Origin of the sequence: Sphaerisporangium fuscum, from assembly GCF_018531465.1 — a bacterium.
GTDB classification, from domain to species: Bacteria; Actinomycetota; Actinomycetes; order Streptosporangiales; family Streptosporangiaceae; genus Sphaerisporangium; species Sphaerisporangium fuscum.
This window is the reverse complement of the sequence record NZ_JAHDTF010000051.1, coordinates 1-24,017: the sequence shown is the minus strand read 5'-3', so window position 1 is coordinate 24,017 and position 24,017 is coordinate 1. Positions and strand designations below refer to the sequence as shown.

Sequence of the window (24,017 nt, the reverse complement as noted above, 5' to 3'; positions counted from 1 at the left end):
CTAGACGGCGCGGCGCAGGGCGTCGGCCCGGTCGGTGGACTCCCAGGGGAAGCCTTCACGGCCGAAGTGGCCGTAGGCGGCCGTCGGCGAGTAGATCGGGCGCAGCAGGTCGAGGTCGCGGATGATCGCGGCCGGGCGCAGGTCGAACACCCGCAGGATCGCCTCCTGGATCCGGCTCACCTCGACCTTCTCGGTGCCGAAGGTCTCCACGAACACACCCACCGGCTGCGCCTTGCCGATGGCGTACGCCACCTGCACCTCGGCGCGGTCGGCCAGCCCCGCGGCCACGACGTTCTTGGCGACCCACCGCATGGCGTACGCCGCCGACCGGTCGACCTTGGAGGGGTCCTTGCCGGAGAACGCGCCGCCGCCGTGGCGGGCCATGCCGCCGTAGGTGTCCACGATGATCTTGCGGCCGGTCAGGCCCGCGTCGCCCATCGGGCCGCCGATCTCGAACCGCCCGGTCGGGTTGACCAGCAGCCGGTAGCCCTCGGTCTCGATGCCGAGGCCGGCGAGCACGGGCTCGACCACCTGCTCCTTGATGTCGGGAGTCAGCATGTCGCCCAGGTCGATGCCCGCGGCGTGCTGGGTGGAGACCACCACGGTGTCGAGGCGGACCGGACGGTCGCCGTCGTACTCGATGGTGACCTGGGTCTTGCCGTCGGGACGGAGGTAGGCGACGCTCCCGTTCTTGCGCACCTCCGCCAGGCGCTGCGCCATCCGGTGGGCCAGCGTGATCGGCAGCGGCATCAGCTCGGGGGTCTCGCTGCAGGCGTACCCGAACATCAGGCCCTGGTCGCCTGCGCCCTGACGGTCGAGCTCGTCGCCGGCGTCCTCCTCGCGGTGCTCGTAGGCGTCGTCGACGCCCTGGGCGATGTCGGGCGACTGCGCGCCGATGGACACCGACACGCCGCAGGAGGCGCCGTCGAAGCCCTTGTGGGAGGCGTCGTAACCGATCTCGAGAATCTTGTCGCGGATGAGGCCGGGGATGTCGACGTAGGTCTCCGTCGTCACCTCGCCGGCGACGTGTACCTGACCTGTGGTGATCATCGTCTCGACGGCCACCCGGCTCTTCGGGTCGCCCTTGAGCATGGCGTCGAGGATGGCGTCGCTGATCTGATCGGCGATCTTGTCCGGGTGGCCCTCGGTGACCGACTCGGAGGTGAACAGGCGGCGGGACATCTAGACTCCTCGGATTCGTGGGGGGCGAGCGTCGATCCTCGCGTCGGGGGCTTCGGGCGGCGGGCGGCTGCGGGTGACCACGCTCACGGATCGGCCGGAGACGCGACAGGGCCGCGACACCTCCCGCCGATCCACGCGTCGTCCCGTCTCTTCCGGATGCTTGCCTCACGGGCTCGGAACCGGCCGGAATTCTGGTGGAGAACCGGTCAGGCGCCGTGAAAAGCAAGGGCCATCGTGCGAGTGACGCTCACACGACGGCCCTTGCCCGCGTGGGGACTTACAGCGAAGGAAACCACCGACCAGAGACACCACCTCATCTTGCCGTTCAAAAACCGTTGCAAGCTCGACTGATTCGATGCTAGACCGGCGCGGAATCGGCCAGAAACCCCAGCGGAACCCCTACAGCCGGAGGCGTTTGAATTGCGTGGTTATCTGTCGTGCGGCGCGCCGGGCCAGGGCGTGCGCGTTGCCCCGGGCCGGCGATAGCCGGGGAAATAGTGGCGCGAGGACGCCATTCCCCTGACCGTTTCCCCGCCGGGAATCGGCCCCCGGTCGCACCTCGGCGGGGCGGGGACGCGGCGACGGCCGGGTCACTCGGACCGGGGATTCCCGCTCCGCGTACCCCGAGCGTGATCGGCTTCGTCACGGTGGGCCACCGCCCGGCCCCGCGGCCGCCTCACCGGCGGGGTCCCGTGGCGCACCGGTGACCTGCCCCTACGGCGCCGGGCTGTGGCGAGGAGATCCCGGCGGCTAAGGACCCCCTAATCCCCCTATTTCATGACCTAGGGTGATGATTTTCCGGGCTATAATGGATCACACAACAGACTTTTCGCCACGTAAATAATCATCTGGCCTCGGTAGCCATGCGGTTGTACCATACCGGGAAAGCGGTAAGAGGGGCACAGGGAGAGGACGATCAGCACCGCTATCGCTTCGCTCGCTGCGCGTCTCACCAGGCGAACCATCGCCGTGGGCCGGAACCCGACTCGCCTGAGGTGGCGTACCTGATACTTGGCTCAGACGTCTGGGCGAAAGACTTCGAGCAGGTTCGCGGGTTTTCTGGCAAGGAGTAACGGGTGGAGTTCCGCATTCTAGGACCGCTTGAGGTGACGGTGGGCACCGAGCGGCTGGACATCGGGGGAACGCGGCAGCGCACCACTCTTGCCATGCTCCTGCTGGATCCCAACCGGGTGGTCACCGTCGAGCGCCTCGCCGAGGCCGTGTACGGCGAGGAGCTGCCTCCCACCGCGCGCGCCCAGGTCCAGATCTGCATCTCCTCGCTGCGACGGCTGTTCGCCGCGCACGGCCACGCCGATCTCATCGCCACCCATTCCCACGGCTACATCATCCGCGTCCCCGAGGGCGCGCTCGACGCCCAGCGGTTCGAGACGCTCGCCGCGCGGGCACGCCGCGTGCGCGACTCCGGCGACCTGGAGCAGGCCGTCAAGGGCTACCGCGAGGCCCTGGCGCTGTGGCGGGGGCTCGAGGCCCTGGAGGGCATCGACAGCAGGCTCGTCCAGTCGGCGGCGGCCAGGCTGACCGAGGAGCGGATCACCACCAACGAGGACTGCGTGCAGCTGGAGCTCGACCTCGGCCGTCCCGACAAGCTGGTCGGCGAGCTGACCCGCCTGGTCGAGGAGTATCCGCTGCGCGAGCGCTTACGCGGGCAGCTCATGCTGGCGCTCTACCGCTGCGGCCGCAGGGCCGAGGCCCTCCAGGTGTACCGGCTCGCCCGCGAGACCATGATCGAGGAACTGGGCATCGAGCCGAACGAGCGGCTCCAGCGCCTCGAACGCGCCATCCTCACCGCCGACGACAGCCTCGAGGGGCCCGCCGCCAAGACCACCAGCGTCCCCGCCGAGCAGCCCGCGCCCGCCGTCGTGCCGTTCCTGCTGCCGAGCGCGATCGCCGACTTCACCGGCCGCACCAAGCAGGTGGACGCCATCGAGCGCGAGCTCGCCCTCGCCGCCGAGGACCCGGTGCGCTTCGCCGTGCCGCTCGTCATCGTGGCCGGCAAGGGCGGCATCGGCAAGACCACCGTCGCCGTGCACACCGCCCACTCGGTCGCCTCCCGGTTCCCCGACGGCCAGCTCTACGCCGACCTGCACGGCGGGGCGTCCCGGCAGGTCAGCCCGATGCAGGTGCTGGAGCGGTTCCTGAGGGCCCTCGGCGTGCCGGGCCAGGCCATGCCCGAAGGGCTCGAGGAACGCGCGGAGATGTACCGCGCGCTGCTCGCCGACCGCAGGGTGCTGGTGGTGCTCGACGACGCCGCGACCGAGAGCCAGGTGATGCCGCTGCTGCCCGGCACGCGCATGTCGGCGGTCATCATCACCAGCCGCAGCCGCCTGGCCGGGCTCGCCGGCGCCGTCCACATCGACATGGACACCTTCGACCTCGACCAGTCGATCGAGTTGCTGGGGCGCATCGCCGGGAGCGCCCGGGTGCGGGCCGAGCCGGAGGCCGCCAAGCAGCTGGCGGAGCTGTGCGGGCAGCTGCCGCTGGCGCTGCGCATCGCCGGCGCGCGCCTGTCGGCCCGCCCCCACTGGCAGGTCGAACAACTGGTCAGCCGCCTGCTGGACGAGGCCCGCCGTCTCGACGAGCTCAACCACGGCGACATGGGCATCAGGGCCAGCATCTCGCTGACGTACGAGAGCGTGGGCGAGGACGCCAGGCGCCTGTTCCGGCGGCTGGCGATCCTCGACGCCGGCCACTTCTCGGCCTGGGTGGGGGCGGCCCTGCTCGACATTCCCTTCGCCGACGCCGGCGATCTGCTCGACGAGCTGGCCGACGCCCACCTCATCGAGGCGGACGGCGGGAACGGCCTGCACAGCATGTACCGCTTCCACGACCTCATCCGGGTGTTCGCCCGCGAGTGCCTGGCGGCCGAGGAGAGCCCGGCCGAGCGCAAGGCGGCGCTGGAGAGCGTGCTCGGCGGCCTGCTGTTCCTCGCCGAGGCCGCGCACCGGCGTGAGTACGGCGGCGACTACGTGCAGATCCACAGCGGTGCCACCCGCAGGCCGCTTCCCGACAAGCTGACGGCGCGCCTGGTCGCCGACCCGATGTCCTGGTACGAGCGGGCGCGGCCGCTGTTGCTGTCGGGGATCCGGCAGGCGGCGCAGGCCGGTTTCGTCGAGCTGTCGTGGGACCTGGCGATCAGTGCCGTGACGCTCTACGAGACACGGGCGTATCTCGACGACTGGCGTGAGACCCACGAGACGGCGCTGACCGCCACCCGCCAGGCGGGCGACATCCGGGGGCAGGCCGCGATGCTCGAGTCGCGGGGTACCCTGCACATCACCGAGAAGCGGTTCCCGGAGGCACGACGCGACTTCGACGAGGCGCTCGAGCTGTTCGCCCGCGTGGGGGACGACCAGGGCATGGCGCTGGTGCTGCGCAGCATCGCCTTCCTGGACAGGATGAGCGGCCGCGCCGAGGAGTCGGCCACCAGCTACGAACGCGCCCTGGAGATCTTCACGCGGATGGGCGACCAGGTGGCCGCCGCGCACGTCCTGCACAACCTCGCCCAGCTCAGGCTGGAGAACGGCGACCCCGAGGGCGCGAGCGGGCTGCTGTCGGACGCGCTGGCGCTCAGCCGCGAAGGGGGCAGCAGGCGGGTGGAGTCGCAGGTGCTCCACCGGATGGGTGACACCTACCTGGCGTGGGACGAGCCCTCCCTCGCGGCCGAGATCTTCGAGACGGCCCTGGAGCTGGTCCGCGATCTCGGCGACCCCGTCGGCGAGGCGTACATCCTCAGCGGGCTCGGCCTCGCGCGGCTGCGCGTGGGCGACAGGCCCGGCGCCCAGGAGAGCCTGCGCCAGGCCCTGCGGCTCTCGCGGGCCACCGAGGACCGGCTCGCCGAGGCGCGCTCCCTCCTCGGGTTCGGCGAGCTGGCGGTGGCCTGCGGCGATCCGGAACACGCCGCCGTCCACTTCGAACAGGCGCTCAACCTGTTCCAGTCGATGAGCACCCCGACGTACGAGGCCCGCGCGTTCGTCATGCTGACGGAGGCCCAGACCATGCTCGCCGGCGACGGCCGCATGGGCGAGTCCGGCGAACTGGTGGGCTGACCTCCCTCCCGCCGCAAGCCTGCACGAGGACGGCCTCCCCGCCGCCGCGTGCGAGATCGTGTGCCCGTCCTGCCGCCGGCGCGTTCTACGTCACCTGACCGCGCGACCTCCAATCCTGCTGGAGCGGCCGGGAACGTGATCGGGCGAACGGGTGAGACAGAGGTGAGGCCTATCCCGCAGTCCCCCGAGGAGAAGCGTATGAATGAGCAGGACCCCAGGTGAAGTCACGATATGAGACGGAAGTCGAGCGCATTTCCGATGCCGTCATCATCGAGCGGTCTCATCCCGATCCTGCCCGGTTCGCTGCCCTGTACGACCGGCATGCCATGGAGATACACCGCTATGCCGCACGCCGGCTGGGGCCCCAAGCGGCGGACGACATCACCGCAGAGGTTTTCGTCGCCGCTTTTCGCCGCCGTGACCGCTACGACCTGACTTGTGACGACGCACGCCCCTGGCTGTACGGCATCGCGACGAACCTGATCGGCAAACATCGGCGGGCGGAGGTGCGATTCTTCCGGGCGATCGCATGTACGCCGACGTGGCACCCGCCTCTCCTCGTGCGCTGGCCGCGGGTCGTGCCAGAGTGCTCGCCACCGTCACAGGCACCGACGCCACGAGAGCACGTCGCCTGTGGCCTCGTGTCGCCGCCACCGGCACGCTGGCCGTCGCACTGACCGCCACGGTGATCGCCGTGAACGTATCGGGGGAAGCCCCTCAGCGGTCAGCCGCCATCGCGGCGGCCACCGTCCTTGACAGGGCCGCCGACGCGGCACGCACCAGGCCCGATCCCGTCGCACGCGATGATCAGTTCATCTATGTCAAGGAAGCCCAGCGGTCAGGCCCACCCGGCAGTCCTTCGCAGGCGTACACCAGCCGGCGAGCGTCCATAACGTCAGCACGCCACTCGTGGCGACCGAATGATCATAGATCTGCGATGGCCCGGATTCGCTCCGTGAACCATGGCGAGGCGCTCGGCCGGTCCGTCCCGGTCGAGCGTCTCGCGTGCTCTGGCGACGGGTTTCGACGGCGACGGTGTCGAGGCGCCTCGCGCGCTGCCGCGAACGCCACATCAAGGTGATCAACGCCTACTTCGACCTCGCCGGCACCCTCATCACGGTACGTGGCCTCGGCCGCCGCGCCTGGACCCCCCACCGCCGGGACGACCGCCCCGCCCGGCGGTGGACCGGGGCGCGGATCGGACAACCCGCCCCTCGGCCTGGTCACTCTCCTCGCTCACCCTGCCGCCCCTCCTGCACCGGGGCGGCGAGGACGACGTCGCCGTACTGGGGCACGCCTGTACGTCCAGACGACGGACTAGTCGGGGTTTCTGCGAGTTATTGGAGTTACTGGGCATAATGTCCCGTTAGCTGAATGCCCATGCTTTGGGTAACGTGGAAATACCGTGAAAGCGATGACATCGCATCTTCCGGATAGCCTTGGATATCGCTCTCCTCCCCTGCGGGCACCCTTACTCGCACGGGGGCTTCGCCCTAGCCCGGCGGGGGCCGGTCCCGAGAAAGATCCGCGTTGACTCACGGTCGAACAGTGCCGTCGATACGCTGGGGACGTGACCGCCACGCGACAGAGCAACGAAAGGCACCTGGAAGCGCGCCTCGGGAATTCCGCCGCTTCCGGCCTGGAGATCGAGCGGCCGTGATCAAAACCATTCTGCCCGAGTTCGTGGTGGCCGTCGACGTCTTCACCGATCCACCCGAGACCACCCTCTTCCCGGAAGAGGAGTCGGCGATCAGCCACGCCGACGAGAAGCGGCGTCAGGAGTTCAGCACGACCCGCGCCTGCGCCCACGACGCGCTCCGCAAGCTCGGCATGCGGCCGGGCCCGGTGCTCCCGGGCCTGCGCGGGGAGCCGCAGTGGCCGCCGGGCGTCGTCGGCAGCATCACCCACTGCGCCGGCTACCGGGGAGCCGTCCTCGGCGTCTCCTCCAAGGTGACCACCATCGGCATCGACGCCGAGCCGAACGACCCCCTCGTCCACGGCGTCCTCGACGCCATCTCCCTGCCCGAGGAGCGCGAGAGCCTGAGCAGGCTCGCCGCCAGGCACCCCCGCGTCCACTGGGACCGCCTGCTCTTCAGCGCCAAGGAGTCGGTGTACAAGGCGTGGTTCCCGCTGACCAAGCGCTGGATCGACTTCGAGGACATCCTGGTGAACATCGACCCGTCGAACGGCCAGTTCTCGGCCTGGCTGAGGGTGACCGGGCCGAGGGTGCGCGGTCAGCGGCTCACCGCCTTCTCCGGACGCTGGATGGTCGACGCGGGGCTGATCCTCACCGCGATCGTCGTCCCGGTGCCGCGCCGCTCCGCGCCGGTCAGGCCGGCCGCCCCCCGCCAGGGCGCCCGCCCGGCCACCCCTGTCCGCCGCTAGCGTCCGCCCCGGTTCCGATCAAGGGGACGACACCGTCCCCTTGATCGAATCTTTGTACGAATGGCTCGCATAAACTGGGCATATGACCGCTCCATTCCAGGGCTCATTGCTCGATCTGTGCGAGGAGACAGGCCCGGGGCCGCTCGGCTCCACGGTGAAGCGCACCATCCTCGGCCAGGGGGCATGGATCGACGTGCGGCCGGGCTGGATCGCCGGCGCCGACGAGCTGTTCGAGCGGCTGATGCGCGTCGTCCCGTGGCACGCCGAGCGGCGCAAGATGTACGACCGCACGGTCGACGTCCCCCGGCTGCTGAAGTTCTACGAGGAGGACGAGGAGCTCCCCGACCCGGTCCTCGTCCAGGCCAGGCAGGCGCTCGACGACCACTACATCGAGGAGCTCGGCGAGCCCTTCCGCACCGCCGGGCTCTGCCTGTACCGCGACGGCCGCGACAGCGTCGCCTGGCACGGCGACCGCATCGGGCGCGGCAGCACCGAGGACACCATGGTGGCCATCGTCTCGGTCGGCACGCCGCGCAGCCTCCTGCTGCGCCCGCGCGGCGGCGGCCACGCGCTGCGCCACGACCTGGGGCACGGCGACCTGATCGTGATGGGCGGCAGCTGCCAGCGCACCTGGGAGCACGCCATCCCCAAGACCGCCCGCCCCACGGGCCCGCGCATCAGCATCCAGTTCCGTCCCCACGGCGTCCGCTGACCGGAACCCGCGCGTCGCCATCGGCCTGGGCGTGGACCCGCGCGTCGCCGTCGGCCTGGGCGTGGACCAGTACGTCGCCGGCATCGGTCCGGTAGTAGAGCACCGACCGGCCCGCACGCCGCCGCGCCGCCAGGCGGGCGTCCAGCAGGACCTTCAGGTGGCGGCCCACCGAACCCAGGCCCTGCCCGGTCAGGGCCACCAGCTGTGTGGTGCTCTTTGGCGTGTCGAGAAGCATGAGCACCGCCGCACGCCCCGGGCCGAGCAGCCGCCCCAGCGCCTCCGGCACCGCCGCGCGGCCCGGCTCCGCCAGCGCCCCCGAACATGGATAGACCACCGCGTACCGGTGGCAGGCGTCCCACGAGACCCAGCCCTGCCTCGGCGTGATCGGGACGAACATCAACCGGGCCCCCGACAGCTCCCTGGGCGGATAGTCCCGCGTGTTGACCTGCAGCCGGCTGGCCCCCAGCCAGCGCATCCCCGGCCGCATGTCGCCCAGCGCCGCCGCCCAGCCGCCCTGGCTCAGCCGCGCCGTCCGGGCGATCACGTCGGCCTCCAGGACGCGCCGCCGCCGCGGCCAGTAGGGCAGGACCGACTCCGTCCACACCCACCGGACCCACCCGGCCGCACGCTCCGGCAGGTCGTCGCGGTGCAGGACGGCCGGGAGGGGGCCGCCGAGCGACACCGTCAGGTGGGCGCGGGCGCTCTCCGGCGGGGTCTCACTGATCCGCGCCAGTTCCTCGGCGAACGACGGCTCGCCCTCGCCGGTGGGTGTGGGGGTGATGAAGTCGGCGTTCCAGTAGCGTCCCAGCGCCGCCCGGATGAGCAGCGCGGTCACCGGGTCACCGGCCTGCCGCTCGCGGTAGGCGGGCAGGTGGGCCGCGAGCCATGCCCGCTCGCCGGGGTGGGCCGCCGTGCCGCGTTCCAGGGTCTTCAGGGCGGCGATGGCCTCGGCCAGGGGGGAGACGACGAATCGGCTGCCCGCCAGCGTGTCCGCGCTGACCTGCCACCATCCCATGTCCGTGTGCTCCCGTCGGTGGACCGCTTCGAGGACGGGCCCGCGGCCGCGCCACGTTTCGCCTGCCCGCGAAACAATAACGCCTGCCTGAGGCCTCCTCGGACACTCCCGCCATGCGCACCTACCGGGAACTGTTCCGCACGCCGGAGTTCACTCCCCTCTTCCTGACCGCCTCCCTCCAGGTGGCGGCCCAGACGGTGAGCGGTCTGGCCCTGGGCACCCTCGTCTACACCAGGACCGGCTCCGCCTTGCTGTCCGCCCTGGCCATGTTCGGCCCCAGCCTGGCCCAACTGGTCGGCGCGGCGACCCTGCTGTCGGCGGCCGACCGGCTCCCGCCCCGCACCGCGCTGGCCGCCCTGGCGCTGCTGTTCGCCGCCGGAACCGCCGTGCAGGCCCTTCCCGGGCTGCCCCTGTGGGCCGGGTTCGCCGTCCTTCTCGGCCAAGGGCTGTTCGCGTCCCTGGGCGGAGGCGTCCGGTACGGGCTCCTCACCGAGATCCTGGCGAAGGAGGGCTACCTGCTGGGCCGTTCGGCGCTCAACATGTCCACTGGCGTCATGCAGGTCTGCGGGTTCGCGACCGGCGGCCTGCTCCTGTCGTTCCTCACACCGCGCGGGGCGCTGCTGACCGGCGCCGCCGCCTACCTCGCGGCGGCGGCCACGGCCCGCTGGGGGCTGACCCGTCGCGTCCCGCGCGCCGCCGGACGGCCGTCCGCCGCCGCCACGTGGCGCGACAACGCGCGCCTGTGGTCCTCCCGGCCCCGCCGCCACACCTACCTGGCCCTGTGGCTGCCCAACGGGCTGGTCGTCGGCTGCGAATCCCTCTACGTCCCCTACGCTCCCCGGCACGCGGGGCTGCTGTTCGCCTGCGCCGCGTTCGGCATGCTCGCCGGTGATCTCGCCGCGGCCCGGTTCACCTCGCCCCAGTGGCGAGATCGGCTGGGCGTCCCGCTGTATCTGCTGCTCGCCGTCCCCTACCTGGTCTTCGCGCTGCACCCGTCCGCGCCCGTCGCCGTCGCCGCCGTCACCCTCGCCTCGGCGGGGTATTCGGGCAGTCTGCTGTTCCAGGAACGGCTGATGTCGCTGACTCCACGGCGGCTCAGCGGGCAGGCGCTCGGACTGCACTCCTCCGGCATGGTGGCCATGCAGGGCGTCGGCGCCGTCCTGGCCGGGCTGGCGGCCCAGTGGACCTCGCCTTCGACCGGCATGGTGCTGCTGGCCACCGCCTCGGTGGCCGTCACCCTCGCCCTGGCCCCCGGGCTACGGCCCCGCCGTCGCAGGCCCAGCCCTCCCGGCGTGGGCCTTCCCGTCGCCGAGGTTCCCTAGGCGCGGGCGCCCGGGCCCCTGCGGAGGTCAGCCCAGCGCCTCGGCGAGGTCCGCGGCCGCGCGGAAGTGAAGGCCTGTCATGCCCAGTGCCCTGGCGGCCTCGACGTTCTCCAGGCGGTCGTCGACGAACAGGCAGCGCTCGGGCGTCACCTCGGCCAAGTCCACGGCGATCCGGTAGATACGGGGGTCGGGCTTGGCCACCCCGACCCGGGCGCTGCTGACCACGTGGTCGGCGAAGTAGGTGAGCCCGAGCCGGTCGAGGTGCTCCTCCAAGGTGTCGGTGGCATTGGTGACCAGCACCACGGGCATCCGCTCCTGTGCCTTCGCCAGCAGCGCCCTGACCTCCTCGTCCACCCAGAACGGCACCTCCATGAACTCGGCGACGGCCTGCCTGGCCCGCTCGCCGCCGCCCAGCGCGACGGCGATGGACTCGGCCCACTCCCGCTCGGTGACGTGACCGAGCGTGGCGGGACCGATGAGGGCGGGGTCGAAGGCGGTCCGCGTCAGCGGCAGGCCGTAGCGGGCCTCGATGTCGGCCTGGGCGGTGTGGTCGTAGTGGCGGAGCACGCCGTCGAAATCGCAGAGCACCGCGTCGAAGGAGTTCACAGCCGCCCATTGTGCCGCGCCGTCCGGGTGTACCGGGCATGCCGGGTGGCTTGGTCGTGGTGAGGGAAGGGGCGGTCGGTGCTGGTCAGGGTCGTTGCGTGCCGGTCCTAAGCCGGCCCTGCGGTGGAATTGGCGGGGGCCGGGATTTGTGCCGGAATTTCGGCTTCGACATTGTGTCGCCGGTAATTGTGCGACCTGGTTTTCCGGCGTTTGGGATGTCGGGGGTTTTCGCGGTTTCGATGCTTTTCCGTCAGGGGGTGAGGGCGTGGTCCTTCGCCGGGGCGGCCGGTCGGCCGGCGGCCGCGATGCGGGTCTGGTGGTGGTTGGCGATCATAGGGGGCTGGAGTCGGGCCGGGGCTGCTGGTAGGGGTTATGTCAGTCCTAGGTGGTGCCGGCGGCGCGGGAGCGGCCGTCCCAGGTGGTGCCCGCGGTGCGGGAGAACGAGTCCCAGGTGGTGCCGGCGGAACGGGTGGCGGAAACCGGGGAGATAGTGGTGTTCGTCATTTCTTCGTCTCTTTTCTTGAGGGCTTTTCAATTCGTCCTTGCACAATCAACTGTGCGGCACCCAAAGCCCTCGAACCAGACAAATAGGCGGCAGCAAGCTGCCCGCCCCTGACCACTTCCTGCCACCCACGAGCAAGCCCGCCCCCCGCACCGCCCCGCAAGGACGTCCACGCAGGTCAAAACCCTCGAGGGGAGATCACCCCAGGGTGTGCGTCCGGGCCGTCCTCCCAGCGCGGCGCGGGGGCCGCGACCGGCATCACCCCTCCACCCGCCGGCCCGGTCGAACGCGGCCGGGGCCGGTACCGCGGATCCCCCATCCCGGTGCCGCCCCCGGTCACCGGGCGCAGGCCGGACATGGCCTCCTTCAGCGCCGCCCGATCGACATCCACCCGGCGGCCACCCAGCCGGATCACACGGTCGCCGTCCAGGACGACATACTCATGACGGCGGCCGCTCCTGCGATACCACCCGACATCATCACGCTCACAGGCGACCGAGGACGGCGGAGCCCCGGGCACGTCATCGGCCTCCTGCACCGGCCCGCCGGCACCCTCCCAGCCGGAGATGCCGGCATCCAGGACCGGCGTCTCGGCGCACAGACCGTCCCCGAACGCACCCCGGTCGGCCGCCAGCCACACCAGGCGCCCGCGCGGCGAGACGTAGTACGCCTGGAAGCCCACCTCGTCGTACAGGCTCGCGGTGTCCTCGGCCAGCCGGTAGCCGGGGAGGTCGACGACGTAGACCAGGTCGGAGGCGACCCCCTGGGAGCGCAGGTCGTCGAGCCGCGCCGGGTTCAGCGCGGCGCCGGCGCCGCAGCCGGTGAGGCAGGCGCCGCCGAGGGCCACGAGCGGGGCGACTCGACGCATCACGATCCCACTGTCCTGCACGCGCCCCCGGCCTTCCAAGCGTCCACGCCACCCGCCGCTCCAACTCTCCGCAGGTCACGGCCGCCGCCCCGAGAGAGGCGAGGAGCGGTCGTCGCTCAGTGGGTGCGCTCACCCGCGCCGTGGTGGCCGAGTTCGGTGAGGACGCGGTCGAGGGTGTGGGCGAAGAAGTCGACGGCGGCGGCGTCGATGCACAACGGAGGCTTGATCTTGAGGATGTTGAGGTGGTCGCCGGTGGGCTGGACGATGACGCCGAGGTCGAGCATGCGGTCGCAGATCTCGGCGGTCTCCTCGGTGGCGGGTTCCAGGGTGCTGTGGTCGCGGACGAGTTCGAGGCCGAGATAGAGGCCGCAGCCGTGGACGGCGCCGATGAGCGGGTGGTGTCCGGCGAGGGCCTGCAGGGCGGTCTTGAGGCGGGCGCCGGTCCGGACGGCGTTGCCCTGGAGGTCCTCGTCGCGGAGGGTGTCGAGGACGGTGAGGCCGGCGACGCTGGAGACGGGGCTGCCGCCGGTGGAGGAGAAGAAGTAGCCCTGGTCGCGGTAGCGGCCGGCGATGGCGCGGGTGGTGATGACGGCGCCCAGGGGGTGGCCGTTGCCCATGGCCTTGGCGACGCAGACGATGTCGGGGACGACCTGCTGCTGTTCGAAGCCCCAGAACCAGGTGCCGAGGCGGCCGTAGCCGACCTGGATCTCGTCGGCGATGGCCAGGCCGCCGTGGCGGCGGACCGCCGCGTAGACCTGCCGGAGGTAGCCGTCGGGCAGGGCGACCCCGCCGGCGTTGCCGTAGTAGGACTCGCTGAGGAAGGCGCCCGCGGGGCGGCCGGAGGCGGCCAGGTCGTCGATGGCGCGGACGGCTTCGGGGGCGTAGTTGCGCGCCTCGGGCCCGCGCCACTTCCCGCGGTAGGAGTTGGGCGAGTCGACGGTGTGGACCCACGCGGGGCGGGTGGCGAGCGCGTTGGGGTTGTCCTGAAGGGAGGTGGAGACGGCGTCGGAGGCGTAGGTCCAGCCGTGGTAGGCCTCGCGCAGGGCGACGACGTCGTGCTGTCCGGTGGCGCCGATGGCGAGGCGGATCGCCAGGTCGACCGCTTCGGAGCCGGAGTTGACCAGGAAGACGGTGTCCAGGGGGTGGGGCAGCAGGGCGGCGAGGCGTTCGGTGAACTCCACGACGGCGGCGTAGTGGAAGCGGGAGTTGGTGTTGAGCCTGCGCAGTTGCCGCGAGATCGCCTGTTCGACTCGGGGGTGGGCGTGGCCGAGCGGCGTGACGTTGTTGACCATGTCCAGGTAGGAGCGGCCTTCGGTGGAGACCATGTGGTGGCGCCAGCCGCGTTCGATGCGGGGCGGGTCGTCGTAGTAGTGCTCCTGGACGGTGGCGAAGGCGGCGTCGCGCCGCGCGAGCAGGTCGCCCGCGAGGGGGGCACCGGCGGCGGGCAGGCCGATCAGCGGGGCGGGATCGACGGTGAGCGCGAGCCAGCCGGCGGCGTACTCGGGCCGCACCAGCGGCGGGACGGCGGGTGCGCCGGGCTGCTGGAGCGAGACGTGGACGCGGGAGCCCGCGGGCAGGGCGACCAGGTGGTCGCCGGCACGCAGGGGCGTGGCCGCGGGCAGGGCGGGGCGGGCGGTGCCGGGGAACGTCAGGCGCAGCAGGTGAGGGCCGCAGGTGACGGCCGCGTGCCCGGGGGCCGCGGCCAGCACCTCGCCGTCGCCGGGCGCCCGCAGGACGGCGGGCCCGTCGAACCACAGGTCGATCCCGGTGGCGACGGTGGCCGGCGAGGTGGCGGACAGGGCGGGGGCCGCGGTGAGCCGCACGTGTCCGTAGCGGGTGGCGACGGCGGCGGCCCCCTCGGCGAGCAGGGTGGCCGCGAGACGGTCGTCGGCCGCTTCCTCCAGCCAGGCGCCGTGGTCCACGGTGTCGCTCTCGACGGACAGGTCGAGCACGGCGACGCCGGCGGGGTCCAGTCCGGCGACCAGGGGCTGCGCGGGTACGGGGACGGTGTCCCTCGGCTGGGCCAGGCCGAGGCTCTCGGTGATCAGGTGGGTCATGACCGCGGCCGGTACGCTGGTCGCCTGCTCGAAGATGCGCCACTCGTGGTCCAGGGCGGTGTTCACGTAGACGTTGTCGCCGTCGACGGCGGCCTGGTGCCGTCCGCTGACCACCAGGACGGCGGCGCGGAGCACGACCAGTGGCCACAGGGCCGCCACCTCGTCCGCCGACAGCGGCCGGACCTCGTGGAAGGCGCGGATGGCGGGCAGGACGTGGTGCGGTTCCATGCCGTCGTGGTGGAGCATCGAGGACAGCGGGATGGCGAGCTCGCACACCGCCCAGCTGTCCGTCAGGTCGCCGAAGTCGATGATCCCGTCAGGCTGCGGAAGAGGGCCGCCGGGTGAGCGGACCAGGTTGTCGTCGGTCAGGTCCAGGTGCACGGCCTGGCGCGGGAGTCTGCCGGCGATCTTCGCCACAGCGGCCCAGGCGTCCGTGGTCGCGGCCAGCACGGCGGTGCGGCGCTCCGCTTCCGGGGTGTGCTCCAGGAGCCGCGCGACCACGCGGTCGGCGTGGCGGGGATCCCACTGCAGGACTCGTGCCAGCCCCGGGTGTTCGAAGGACCGCAGGGCGGTGCTGACCTGGCCGGCGATGCGGCCCATGGCGGCGACCGTCCGGGGCGGGAGGTGGCGCGGGCCCGAGAGCGTCCCGCCGGGCAGGTGCCTCAGCAGGCGGACGGTGACCGGGCCGTCGGCGGTGGGCACAGTGGCCGTCCGGCGGTCGCCGCCGGCGTCGCGCACGACGGTCGCCACGCGCAGGCCGGGCTGTGTGCCGGCGATCAGCTCGGCGGCGCCGTCCTGGGCGTCGATCTCGGTCGGGGTGAACGCCGGGTTCGCGATCTTGAGGACGGCCACGGGGGTGCCGTCGTCGCCGGTCAGCAGGAAGTTGGCGTCCTGCTGACTGCCGAGCGGCTCGGCCCGGACCGCGAGCCCGAAGTGCTCGGCGGCGATCCGGCAGGCCTGCTCGACCGTCACCCGCGGGGCGGGCAGGGCCTGGTGGGTGAAGAAGTCGACGGTGGGGAAGTGGTCCTGCGCCATGCCGGATTCCTCGACTGCTCGGATGGGGAGGGATGGGCCGCCGGAAGGCGGACGGTGGGTGCGGCGGCGACCGGAGGAGTGCCCGGCGAGGCGGCTGGTCCTCCGTGATCTCAGCCTGGGACGCTCAGTCGACGTCCCACAGGAAGCGGTGGGTGTGTATCCCGAAGTAAGGGAAGTTCTCCACCGCCGCGACGCCCTCGATGGGGCGTACGACGTCGTTGACGAAGTCCAGCAGGTCATGCGGACGGCGGCAGACGACCTCGGCGAACAGGTCGAACGTGCCGGAGGTGAGCACGGCGTAGACGACCTCGTCGTGGCGTGAGAGTTCGTCGGCCACGGCACGGGGGTCGCCGGTCACGCGCAGACCGAGCAGGGCCATGCTCTGCCCGCCCATGGCCATCGGGTCGGTCACTCCGACGACCTGCACCACTTTGGCGTCGATCAGCCGCTGCAGCCGCTGACGGGCGGCCGAGGGCGACAGCCCGACCTTCGGTCCGAGATCGGCGTACGGGATCCGGCCGTCCACCTGCAGCTCCCGCAGGATGGCCCGGTCGATGTCGTCCACGACGTTCACCTCCTAGGTGCGCGACCAGCTAACCATGCGATCGCATCGTGCGCAATGGTATAGGAATACGCCCGAATCGATTGATCATCCGAACGATTCGGGCGTCCCCGCTGATGGCGGGCCGATGGAGAGCGCAGGGCGCCCTCGCGATGGCAGAGGCCGGCCGAGGGCCCGCCCGCCGCCCGCGCCGCCATCGGGCGACGCGGGCGGCGGCCGGAGCGCCGTCCGCGGGCCGGACGGCGAGGCGCCGCGTCACAGCTTGGCGGCGAGCCAGGGACGCAGGACGGGCAGGACGTTGGCGGCCTGCATGGCGGTGGTGTGGTCGAGGCCGTCGAGCACCCGCACGTCCCAGCCGAGGGCTTCGAGCTCCTCGCGGTGCTCGACGAGCGGCCCGGCGATGCGCACGGTGACCCCGCCCCACCGCTCGCTGTACTCGATCTCGTCGGCGGACCCGGCGAAGCACAGGCGCGGGCACGTCAGCCGGTCCTGTACGGCCCGGTCGTCGAACCCTTCCAGCGACCGGTACAGCGTGACGAACTGCTTGGTCTGCGATTCGCTCATGGTCACCTCGACGGCGTCCCAGTCCGGCGCGCCCGGCTCCGTCCCGTCCTCGGAGGCGGTCCAGGACCACTCCGCCCCCTGGCCTGCCGCGTCACCGGCCTTCCCGGCCTCCTCCGCGGGCTTGTCCGGCGAGACGGACATCTCGTAGGTGGCCATGGTGACCTTCAGCATCTCGGCGTACGGCCCTCCGAGGGGCGGGTAGCCGCCCATCACCAGGGCCGACAGCCGGTCGGTGCGGAGCGCGAGCTGCAGGCCGCTCAGCGCCAGCCAGGAATATCCGTAGTAGGCGAACCGCTCCGCTCCGGCGGCGTCCGCCACGGCGAGCATGTCGGCCGCCACGTTGGCCGCCGTGAGGGTGTCCGGCTTGGGGTCGGCCAGCACATGCCCCTCGTAGTGGAACGCCACCACGCGGAAGTCGTCCCGCAGGCCCTCGATCAGGGACCGGCCGAGGGCCGGGTCCACCCCCCACTTGCGCATCTCGTCGGCCTGGGGCCCCTCGACCGGCTTGGGGTCGACCGGCAGCAGCACGGTCGGGCCGGAGCCGTGGATCTCCAGCTCGATCGTCGCTCCGTCGTGCAGTTTCGCCTCGGGCACGTGTCTTCCTCTCCGGTGCTGATCGCATCGGCGACCAATTCCTTATGCCGTAAAGTATCGCCGGGAGAGACAATAGCTTACGCAATAAGGAGATCGCATCCCGGACACCGTCCACGGCCGCGACGGGCCGGGAAACCGGCCGCTCCACCAGGCCGGACTCATCCGAAGTCGCGCCGGCGGAGGGCGAGGAGCCCGCCACAGACGAGGATCGCCGTCAGCGCGAGCAGGGATGCGAGTAGAGGTCGAGCAGGGCGAGGGCGAGGCGGTGGGACCCCTCGGCGGTGAGCCGTCGGCGCCCAGGCCCCGTGACACGTGCCGGTGTAGGCTGGGGCATGACTCCAGGCGCGCTGTTCGTGGGGCTGTGCACGCTCGACGTCGTCCAGGCGGTCGAGCGGATGCCCGCGGCCGACGAGAAGGTCACGGCGCTGACACAGGAGGTGGCCGCGGGCGGGCCCGCGACCAACGCGGCCGTCACGTTCGCGTTCCTCGGCGGGACCGCGACGCTGCTCACCGCCGTGGGCCGCCACCCGCTGGCGGCCGGGATCCGCGCCGACCTGGCCGACCACGGCGTACGGCTGGCCGACCTCACGCCCGAGGCCGCGGCGCCTCCCGCGGTGTCCACGATCATGGTGACCCGCGGCAGCGGCGACCGGGCCGTGGTGTCGGTCAACGCCGCGCACCAGCGCGTCCAGCCGCCACCCGACCTGGCCGAACGGGTGGCGGCGAGCCGGGTCGTCCATCTGGACGGCCATCACCCCGCGCTCGCCCTCGCCGCGGCGCGCACGGCCCGCGAGCTGGGACGTCTCACCGTGCTCGACGGCGGAAGCTGGAAGCCCGGCACCGCCGCGCTGCTGCCGTACGTCGACGTCGCCGTGGCGTCGGCCGCCTTCCACCCGCCGGGCACCGGCACGCCGGAGCACGCGCTGGCTCACCTCCAGGCGGCGGGCGTCCCCTTCACCGCGGTCACCCGCGGCTCCGGACCGGTGCTGTGGCAGGTGTCCCCCGCGGTGACGGGCGGCGCGTCCCCGGTGCGGGCGCGTCCCGTCCCGGCCACCGACGTGGTGGACACCCTGGGCGCCGGCGACGTGCTGCACGGGGCACTGACCTTCGCCCTCGCCCGCATCCTGGCCGAGGCCCCCGGGCGTGCCCTGACCAGGGAATCCTTCACCTCCGCGCTCGACTACGCGATCCCCATCGCCTCGACGGCCTGCCGCTCCTTCGGCACCCGCGCCTGGATGGGCCGGTCCCGCCCGGCCGCCACCCACCGGATGTGGAACTTGTGAGGGATGGACAGAAGCCTACGGACATCGGCCGACATGACGGCATCGGAGGACGGCGGGATGGTCGATCCGGTCTGGGCCCGCTTCACCGTCAGCGAGAACGGCCACTACGCCATCTGGGTGGAGCGGCAGGCCTCCAGCGGCATCCCGGCCGAGGAGGGGCGCCGCTTCGCCATGTTCAGCCCCGCCCCTCCTCGGAGCTGTAGCGCAGCAGGTCGCCCGGTTGGCATTCGAGCACCTCGCACAGGCGGGCGAGGGTGGAGAACCGGATGGCCTTGCCCTTGCCGGTCTTGAGGATCGAAAGGTTGGCGATGGTGACCTGGACGCGATGGGAGAGCTCGGTGAGCGTCATGCCGCGCTCGGCCAGCAACTCGTCCAGCCGTACGTCGATACCACCTGTCGTCTCACCCGGCGGCACTCAAATCGTTCCTTGCAGTTCGTCGGACATGACATGTCCCCGCCGCACCACTTCGGCCAGGACATAGGCCCCGATGCCGGTCAGCACAGGCATGAACGGCCAGGCCAGGTCGCCGGGGAGGACGTAGGCGCCCTCGATCAGGATACGGGCCGCGATGCTCTTGGCGACCAGGTCGAGCACGAACGCCGCGACGGAGCCCAGGATGAGCACCTTCCCGATGCGGCGCAGATGGATCAGGGTCGTGACGGAGAACAGAGCGGCGTCGCTCCAGGCGCTCGGAAGGGTGATCCGGGTCAGCCAGAACAGCGCCAGGAGGAAGGTCAGGGCACCCGGCAGCCAGGTGAACAGGTGCAGCAGGGCGACGACGGGCGCGTGGCCGGAGTTCCTGATCTCGGCCTCGACCGCGACCCTGACGACCCGGGTCCCGCTGGTCAGGACGTGATCGAGACCGATCTGCGCCCGAGGCAGCCGCAGGCCCTCGAAGCCGAAGGCGGCCTGCCCCGGTACCCCCATGATGACGGTCGAGAGCAGCTTCGCGGACGCCCCGACGCATCCGAGCACGAGCATGAGGACGAGCAGCGTGTGCAGCCGGGCGAACCAGCGGCCCCCCGACGCCGCCGGCGGGATCGCGGCATCCTGCCCTGACGGGATGCTCATGACATCTGCCCCCTTATCGTTCTTCGATAACACGCTTCTCAAGCTACATATCGAAAATCGATAAAGCAAGACGGTGGGCGTGGAGCGTTCGGGGGACGGGGATCGGCCGACGTGACAGGGGTGCCGGTGAGCCGGAGAGTCGGCAGCGTCAACCTCCGACCTTCGAAGGGACGCTCCCGATGGTGTCATCCACGCTGACGGCGCGGGGTACGCCTGGCAGAACGGGAGCTACTACAACGAGGGCTTCCACGTGAACTGCAACTCGGCGAGCAAGATGAACCAGTACTACGCCCTGGACCTCGGCATGAACCAGGGCGACCCGTCCTCGCCCCGGGCGGCGCCGGCACCGTGAAGTACGCCGGGCAGGCACCGTCCGGCTGCACTTCTCGCTGGTGTACAACGCCAAGCTCACCGCCGCCGGCGGGGTGTACGGCGGGCAGAGCGCGCGGCCGCGTCACCTGTACCACCTCGGCTGCACCACCGGGTACCACGACCAGATCAGCAAGGGCCAGAAGGTCTGCGCCTGACACCGGGGCATCCGCGGCCGGCGTGGTCCTCAGGACCTCGCCGGCGGCGGCGCGCTCAGCCGAGCCGCACGGTGACGGTGTGCGAGGCGCCCTCCCGGTCCGCCAGCGGTTCGAAGGCGAGGCCGAGCCGCGCACCGGTCGAGGCGTCCGCCAGGAGGGGGTGGCCATGGAGCACCTCGGCCACCGGCCGGTCCCGTGTCACGCTCAGCCCGCCCAGCTCGCGGCGCGGGTCGGAGACGGTCAGGGTGGCCGTCCCGTCACCGCGCTCACGGACCAGGACGGCGCACGGCGCGGACGCGGCCAGGGTGCCGGCGGTGCCGTCGTTCCAGAAGTTGACCGCGGTGATCCCGAGCGACGGGACGTGGACGCCCTGCTGGCGCGAGGTGTTGGCGAGGACGCGCACCCAGCCGGGGTCGGCGGCGCGGGCCCGGGTCGCGTCCGGGCTCGCGCCGGGCATCAGCAGGTAGACGTAGCCGGCCGAACGGGGGTCGACGCCGTGGTCGAGCCACAGGGTCACATAGCTCCTGGTCGAGCCCGCGGGGCCGCGTTCCTCGCGGAGCGTGCGCAGTGGCGCGCCGCCGGGCAGGACGTACCCGCCGTGCCCTCGGATGTGGGCCCAGCCCGTCCCCGCGGTGAGCGGCGCGCCGGTCCTGCGGTTGTCCACGACGGTCTCCACCGGCACGCCGTCGCGGCCGGTGATCCCGGCGCCCAGGCAGACGACCGCGTCGTCGAGGAAGAACCACGACTTGAAGGCCTCCATAGTGCTCTGGAAGCCGTTCAGGTGCTGGCCGACGGTGGCGTACAGGCCGTCGGTGGCGCCGCCCACCCACCGGCCCGGCGGACGGGTGTCGCCCCACCCCTCGCCGGCGCCGTCGGCGAGCCTGCGGGTGGAGACGGTGGTGCCCGGCAGCCGATAGGGATCCACGGTGGGCCAGAAGGAGTCGGAGTACTGGTCGCCGTGGCCCTCGCCCCACCAGTAGAGCATCCCGAGCCGGTGTGCCAGCCGCGGAGGTTCTCGCCGTTGCCGTGCTCGTAGTGGCCGATCCGGTCCGACGCCATGCTGAGCGCCGCGCACCAGCCGGGCCTGCGGTGGACGGCGCGGGCGCTCATCGCGAACAGCCGGTGCCCGCTGGGCTCCGGCGCCGCGGGGACCGACCCGTCGCGCAGGATCGCGGCCAGGCGGGCGTGGAACGCCAGGTCCCTGCTCTCGGCCGCCGCGAGCATGGGCTTGACCGTGTCGCGCACCGCCCATCCCTTCACCATGCCCCGCCACCGGTTCCGTTCGGCCGCGGTGGCCGCCTCCCCGAGCAGCAGGACCGACGCGGCGATCTCGCGTCCCTTCTCGTGGTCGCCGTACGACCTGCGGCCGACGGCGCGGCCCCGGACCAGGTCCATGCAGAAGCCGTCGTGGACGAACGGCGCGAACGACCGCTCGACGGCGTCGAACACGACCTGCCGGCCGGGGTCGGTGATCTCCCAGGGCGTGCCGCGCAGTACCGCGAACAGTGTCGCGAGCCCCGACAAGGCCACCACGCCGTAGCCCCCCTGATAGGGGACGGAGGTGTGCTGGACGAACGATCCGTCCCGGTAGAACCCGTCCCCGTCGTGCACGTACGGGAAGGCCGGGGCGAGCGCCGCGACGGCCAGCGCGGCCTTGCGGGCGTCGGATCTCAGGATGGCCCGCAGCAGCATCACCAGGCACAGGTCCACCCGGTTCGCCGCGGTGCTGGTGCCGCTGTAGTCCTCCAGGCGGCATTCGGGGACGAAGTGGTCCACCGCGTCCCGCAGTCCCCGGCTCTGGCGTTCCGTCAGGTGGGCACCGATCAGCACCGCCGCGTCGAGGAGCGTTCTGGGGACGCCGATCTGCCAGCGCCACCAGTTGCCGGCCGGTTCGGCCCCCGCGGCGTACACGCGCCGGCGGTAGTGGTCGAGGCCGGTCGCGACGGCGGCGGCGAGGCGCGCGTCGCCGGTCAGGCCGGTGCCCGGCAGGGCGTAGGCGCGGGCCATGGCCCGCAGCCGCTCCGGGGTGCGGTCGAAGGAGGGGAACGGCAGGTCGGGCCAGAGCGACGTGGCGGCCGGGGCCATCGCGTCCCGGTGGGCGGCCGCGGCCGTCCCGAGCTCGGCCAGCCGGGTGCGGTACGGCTCCGCGCCGGGATCGAAGCCGGCCCCCGCCGTCACCTCCCGCCACCGGCGGCGCAGCAGGGCGAACGCGGCGGGGAACGAACGGTCCTCCATCGGCCCGGTGGGCGCGGGGATCAGCGGGCCGCCGGCCACGGCGATGCCGCTGAGTCTCAGGAACGACCGCCTGGAATGACCACGCACGCCAGGATTATGGCGGTTGTCCCGGTCCTCGCGCGTCGCGGCCCACCCCGCCCGTGCCCGCCGCGCCCTACGCCCGGCCCTCCGCCACCGGGACCGCCGTACCGCCCCACCTCGCGCCACCCCTCGCGGTGTCCGTCACGGCGCCGGCAGCGGGACGCCCAGCTCGACTGACGCCCATGCGGGTGGCGGCCTGGGCGATGAGGTCGAGTGCCTGCTCCTCCCGGGGGACGGCCGGGGGCGGCAGGGAGGAGTCGGACGCGGGCACGGGAACGTGTCCGGAAAGAGGTGAAGGCTACTGTTCGGTTGCCATTCACCCCGTGTCACGGAGAAGATCGGTGCGTGAGCATATTCTGACGCCGCTTGTCATCCTCGGAAGAAGGACGGTCATGGTCGTGTTCGCTGGAAGTAGACGGCCCCGCAGAGCTTTCCTCGCGATCGCATCCGCCTTCGGCCTCACCACCGCGCTCGGCGTGTGGGCCGCGACCGAGACCGGCTCGGCCGCCACCGTTCCCGCGCCGGCCCACGTCGTGGTGGTGGTCCTGGAGAACCACTCCTACTCGCAGATCATCGGCGGTTCCAGCGCGCCGTACATCAACTCGCTGGCCGCCGGAGGCGCGAAGCTCACCCAGTTCTACGCCGAGACCCACCCGAGCCAGCCGAACTACTACGCCCTGTTCTCCGGCGGCACGCAGGGCATCACCGGCGACGCCTGCGTCACCGTCGGCTTCAGCTCGGCCGCGAACCTCGGCTCGGAGCTCATCGCGGCCGGCAAGACGTGGGGCAGCTACAACGAGGGCCTGCCCGGCCAGGGCTCCACGGTCTGCACCAACAGCGCCACGCGGTACGCCCAGAAGCACAACCCCTGGTTCGGGTTCAGCAACGTCCCGGCCTCCAAGGCGTACACCATGGCGCAGTTCCCGGCCGACTTCACCAGGCTGCCGGCCGTCTCCTTCGTGATCCCCGACCTGTGCGACGACATGCACGACTGCTCGGTCTCCACCGGTGACACGTGGCTGAAGAACAGGCTCGGCGCCTACGCGACCTGGGCGAAGTCCAACAACAGCCTGCTGGTCGTCACCTTCGACGAGGACAACCGGCTGGCGGGCAACCGCATCGCGACCGTCCTGTACGGCCAGCCGGTGGCCCCGGGCAGCTCGTCCTCCACCACCTACAACCACTACGACCTGCTGCGCACCTTGGAGGACATGGCCGGGCTGACCACTCACGCCGGGAAGGCGGCCTCGGCGTCCGACATCACCGGGATCTGGAGCTGAGCCCGCACCAGGCCGGCGCGCCCGGACCGTCCCGCCGTCCGGAGGGCCGATGACCCTCCGGACGCGGC

Annotated in this window: 20 protein-coding genes and 1 pseudogene; 8 read left to right on the top strand and 13 right to left on the bottom strand. The window is 71.9% G+C overall.

The window, feature by feature from the left end:
* The gene (gene metK, locus KIK05_RS43475) at positions 1-1,182 is read right to left on the bottom strand and encodes a methionine adenosyltransferase (RefSeq protein WP_214416775.1); all 1,182 of its coding nucleotides are present in this window, start codon (positions 1,180-1,182) and stop codon (positions 1-3) included.
* 1,076 nt (positions 1,183-2,258) lie between these two features.
* Between metK and KIK05_RS43470 the strand changes: the two genes are divergently transcribed.
* The 4 genes from KIK05_RS43470 (at position 2,259) to KIK05_RS43450 (ending at position 8,346) form a co-directional block, all read left to right on the top strand.
* Positions 2,259-5,249 (top strand): AfsR/SARP family transcriptional regulator, encoded by a 2,991-nt coding sequence (locus tag KIK05_RS43470; protein WP_214416774.1) that lies wholly within the window; start codon positions 2,259-2,261, stop codon positions 5,247-5,249.
* Positions 5,250-5,467: 218 nt separating this feature from the next.
* Positions 5,468-5,926, top strand: coding sequence for an RNA polymerase sigma factor (locus tag KIK05_RS43465; RefSeq protein WP_308250385.1), 459 nt, complete (start codon positions 5,468-5,470; stop codon positions 5,924-5,926).
* Positions 5,927-6,905: 979 nt separating this feature from the next.
* Entirely contained in the window at positions 6,906-7,634 is a 729-nt protein-coding gene (locus tag KIK05_RS43455) for a 4'-phosphopantetheinyl transferase family protein (protein WP_214416773.1), read from the top strand.
* Positions 7,635-7,716: 82 nt separating this feature from the next.
* Positions 7,717-8,346: an alpha-ketoglutarate-dependent dioxygenase AlkB gene (locus KIK05_RS43450; protein ID WP_214416772.1), complete on the top strand. Its 630-nt coding sequence runs from the start codon at positions 7,717-7,719 to the stop codon at positions 8,344-8,346.
* Here KIK05_RS43450 and KIK05_RS43445 read toward each other — a convergent pair.
* Positions 8,312-9,361 (bottom strand): transcriptional regulator, encoded by a 1,050-nt coding sequence (locus tag KIK05_RS43445; RefSeq protein WP_214416771.1) that lies wholly within the window; start codon positions 9,359-9,361, stop codon positions 8,312-8,314. The genes KIK05_RS43450 and KIK05_RS43445 overlap by 35 nt on opposite strands.
* Before the next feature lie 113 nt (positions 9,362-9,474).
* Here KIK05_RS43445 and KIK05_RS43440 point away from each other — a divergent pair, with 113 nt between their 5' ends.
* Entirely contained in the window at positions 9,475-10,683 is a 1,209-nt protein-coding gene (locus KIK05_RS43440; protein ID WP_214416770.1) for an MFS transporter, read from the top strand.
* 27 nt (positions 10,684-10,710) lie between these two features.
* Here the strand turns inward: KIK05_RS43440 and KIK05_RS49300 are convergent, their stop codons facing one another.
* The 6 genes from KIK05_RS49300 to KIK05_RS43415 all read right to left on the bottom strand — a co-directional run bounded on the left by KIK05_RS49300 (position 10,711) and on the right by KIK05_RS43415 (position 17,471).
* Entirely contained in the window at positions 10,711-11,289 is a 579-nt protein-coding gene (locus KIK05_RS49300) for an HAD family hydrolase (protein WP_214416769.1), read from the bottom strand.
* A 381-nt stretch (positions 11,290-11,670) separates the two neighbouring features.
* Positions 11,671-11,793: a hypothetical protein gene (locus tag KIK05_RS48585; RefSeq protein WP_284681609.1), complete on the bottom strand. Its 123-nt coding sequence runs from the start codon at positions 11,791-11,793 to the stop codon at positions 11,671-11,673.
* A 176-nt stretch (positions 11,794-11,969) separates the two neighbouring features.
* Positions 11,970-12,662 (bottom strand): hypothetical protein, encoded by a 693-nt coding sequence (locus KIK05_RS43430; RefSeq protein WP_214416768.1) that lies wholly within the window; start codon positions 12,660-12,662, stop codon positions 11,970-11,972.
* A 113-nt stretch (positions 12,663-12,775) separates the two neighbouring features.
* A complete protein-coding gene (locus KIK05_RS43425; protein WP_214416767.1) occupies positions 12,776-15,751 on the bottom strand; it encodes an aminotransferase in 2,976 nt (991 codons plus the stop codon).
* A 124-nt stretch (positions 15,752-15,875) separates the two neighbouring features.
* Complete coding sequence (locus KIK05_RS49295) at positions 15,876-16,316, bottom strand: Lrp/AsnC family transcriptional regulator (RefSeq protein WP_214416766.1); 441 nt, start codon at positions 16,314-16,316, stop codon at positions 15,876-15,878.
* 252 nt (positions 16,317-16,568) lie between these two features.
* Positions 16,569-17,471 (bottom strand): alpha/beta fold hydrolase, encoded by a 903-nt coding sequence (locus KIK05_RS43415; RefSeq protein ID WP_214416765.1) that lies wholly within the window; start codon positions 17,469-17,471, stop codon positions 16,569-16,571.
* 332 nt (positions 17,472-17,803) lie between these two features.
* On the opposite strand from KIK05_RS43415, the gene KIK05_RS43410 reads away from it, so the two are divergent.
* A complete protein-coding gene (locus KIK05_RS43410; RefSeq protein WP_214416764.1) occupies positions 17,804-18,754 on the top strand; it encodes a PfkB family carbohydrate kinase in 951 nt (316 codons plus the stop codon).
* Positions 18,755-18,929: 175 nt separating this feature from the next.
* Here the strand turns inward: KIK05_RS43410 and KIK05_RS43405 are convergent, their stop codons facing one another.
* Both KIK05_RS43405 and KIK05_RS43400 read right to left on the bottom strand, forming a co-directional pair.
* A complete protein-coding gene (locus tag KIK05_RS43405; RefSeq protein WP_214416763.1) occupies positions 18,930-19,169 on the bottom strand; it encodes a helix-turn-helix domain-containing protein in 240 nt (79 codons plus the stop codon).
* Complete coding sequence (locus tag KIK05_RS43400) at positions 19,170-19,826, bottom strand: DUF2975 domain-containing protein (protein ID WP_214416762.1); 657 nt, start codon at positions 19,824-19,826, stop codon at positions 19,170-19,172.
* A 392-nt stretch (positions 19,827-20,218) separates the two neighbouring features.
* Between KIK05_RS43400 and KIK05_RS48570 the strand changes: the two genes are divergently transcribed.
* Positions 20,219-20,353 carry a hypothetical protein gene (locus KIK05_RS48570; protein WP_284681608.1) on the top strand — a complete coding sequence of 45 codons (135 nt, stop codon included), beginning with the start codon at positions 20,219-20,221 and terminating at the stop codon, positions 20,351-20,353.
* Between the two features lie 55 nt (positions 20,354-20,408).
* Here KIK05_RS48570 and KIK05_RS47750 read toward each other — a convergent pair whose 3' ends face one another.
* From KIK05_RS47750 to KIK05_RS43390, 3 genes and pseudogenes are all read right to left on the bottom strand, one after another.
* Complete coding sequence (locus tag KIK05_RS47750; RefSeq protein WP_250564431.1) at positions 20,409-20,810, bottom strand: polysaccharide lyase beta-sandwich domain-containing protein; 402 nt, start codon at positions 20,808-20,810, stop codon at positions 20,409-20,411.
* A gap of 24 nt (positions 20,811-20,834) precedes the next feature.
* Positions 20,835-22,588, bottom strand: a pseudogene (locus KIK05_RS43395) (polysaccharide lyase 8 family protein); the annotation flags it as partial.
* Between the two features lie 154 nt (positions 22,589-22,742).
* Positions 22,743-22,940, bottom strand: coding sequence for a hypothetical protein (locus tag KIK05_RS43390; protein ID WP_214416761.1), 198 nt, complete (start codon positions 22,938-22,940; stop codon positions 22,743-22,745).
* 121 nt (positions 22,941-23,061) lie between these two features.
* Here KIK05_RS43390 and KIK05_RS43385 point away from each other — a divergent pair, with 121 nt between their 5' ends.
* Positions 23,062-23,949, top strand: coding sequence for an alkaline phosphatase family protein (locus KIK05_RS43385; RefSeq protein ID WP_214416760.1), 888 nt, complete (start codon positions 23,062-23,064; stop codon positions 23,947-23,949).
* Positions 23,950-24,017 lie beyond the last annotated feature (68 nt).

Bases quoted from the DNA above. Each gene is read 5' to 3' on its own strand.
- KIK05_RS43410 (WP_214416764.1), top strand. From the start codon at position 17,804: ATGACTCCAGGCGCGCTGTTCGTGGGGCTGTGCACGCTCGACGTCGTC.
- KIK05_RS43445 (WP_214416771.1), bottom strand. From the start codon at position 9,361: ATGGGATGGTGGCAGGTCAGCGCGGACACGCTGGCGGGCAGCCGATTC.
- KIK05_RS43425 (WP_214416767.1), bottom strand. From the start codon at position 15,751: ATGGCGCAGGACCACTTCCCCACCGTCGACTTCTTCACCCACCAGGCC.
- KIK05_RS43450 (WP_214416772.1), top strand. From the start codon at position 7,717: ATGACCGCTCCATTCCAGGGCTCATTGCTCGATCTGTGCGAGGAGACA.
- KIK05_RS47750 (WP_250564431.1), bottom strand. From the start codon at position 20,810: ATGCCCGGCGCGAGCCCGGACGCGACCCGGGCCCGCGCCGCCGACCCC.
- metK (WP_214416775.1), bottom strand. From the start codon at position 1,182: ATGTCCCGCCGCCTGTTCACCTCCGAGTCGGTCACCGAGGGCCACCCG.
- KIK05_RS43400 (WP_214416762.1), bottom strand. From the start codon at position 19,826: ATGAGCATCCCGTCAGGGCAGGATGCCGCGATCCCGCCGGCGGCGTCG.
- KIK05_RS43385 (WP_214416760.1), top strand. From the start codon at position 23,062: ATGGTCGTGTTCGCTGGAAGTAGACGGCCCCGCAGAGCTTTCCTCGCG.
- KIK05_RS43440 (WP_214416770.1), top strand. From the start codon at position 9,475: ATGCGCACCTACCGGGAACTGTTCCGCACGCCGGAGTTCACTCCCCTC.
- KIK05_RS48585 (WP_284681609.1), bottom strand. From the start codon at position 11,793: ATGACGAACACCACTATCTCCCCGGTTTCCGCCACCCGTTCCGCCGGC.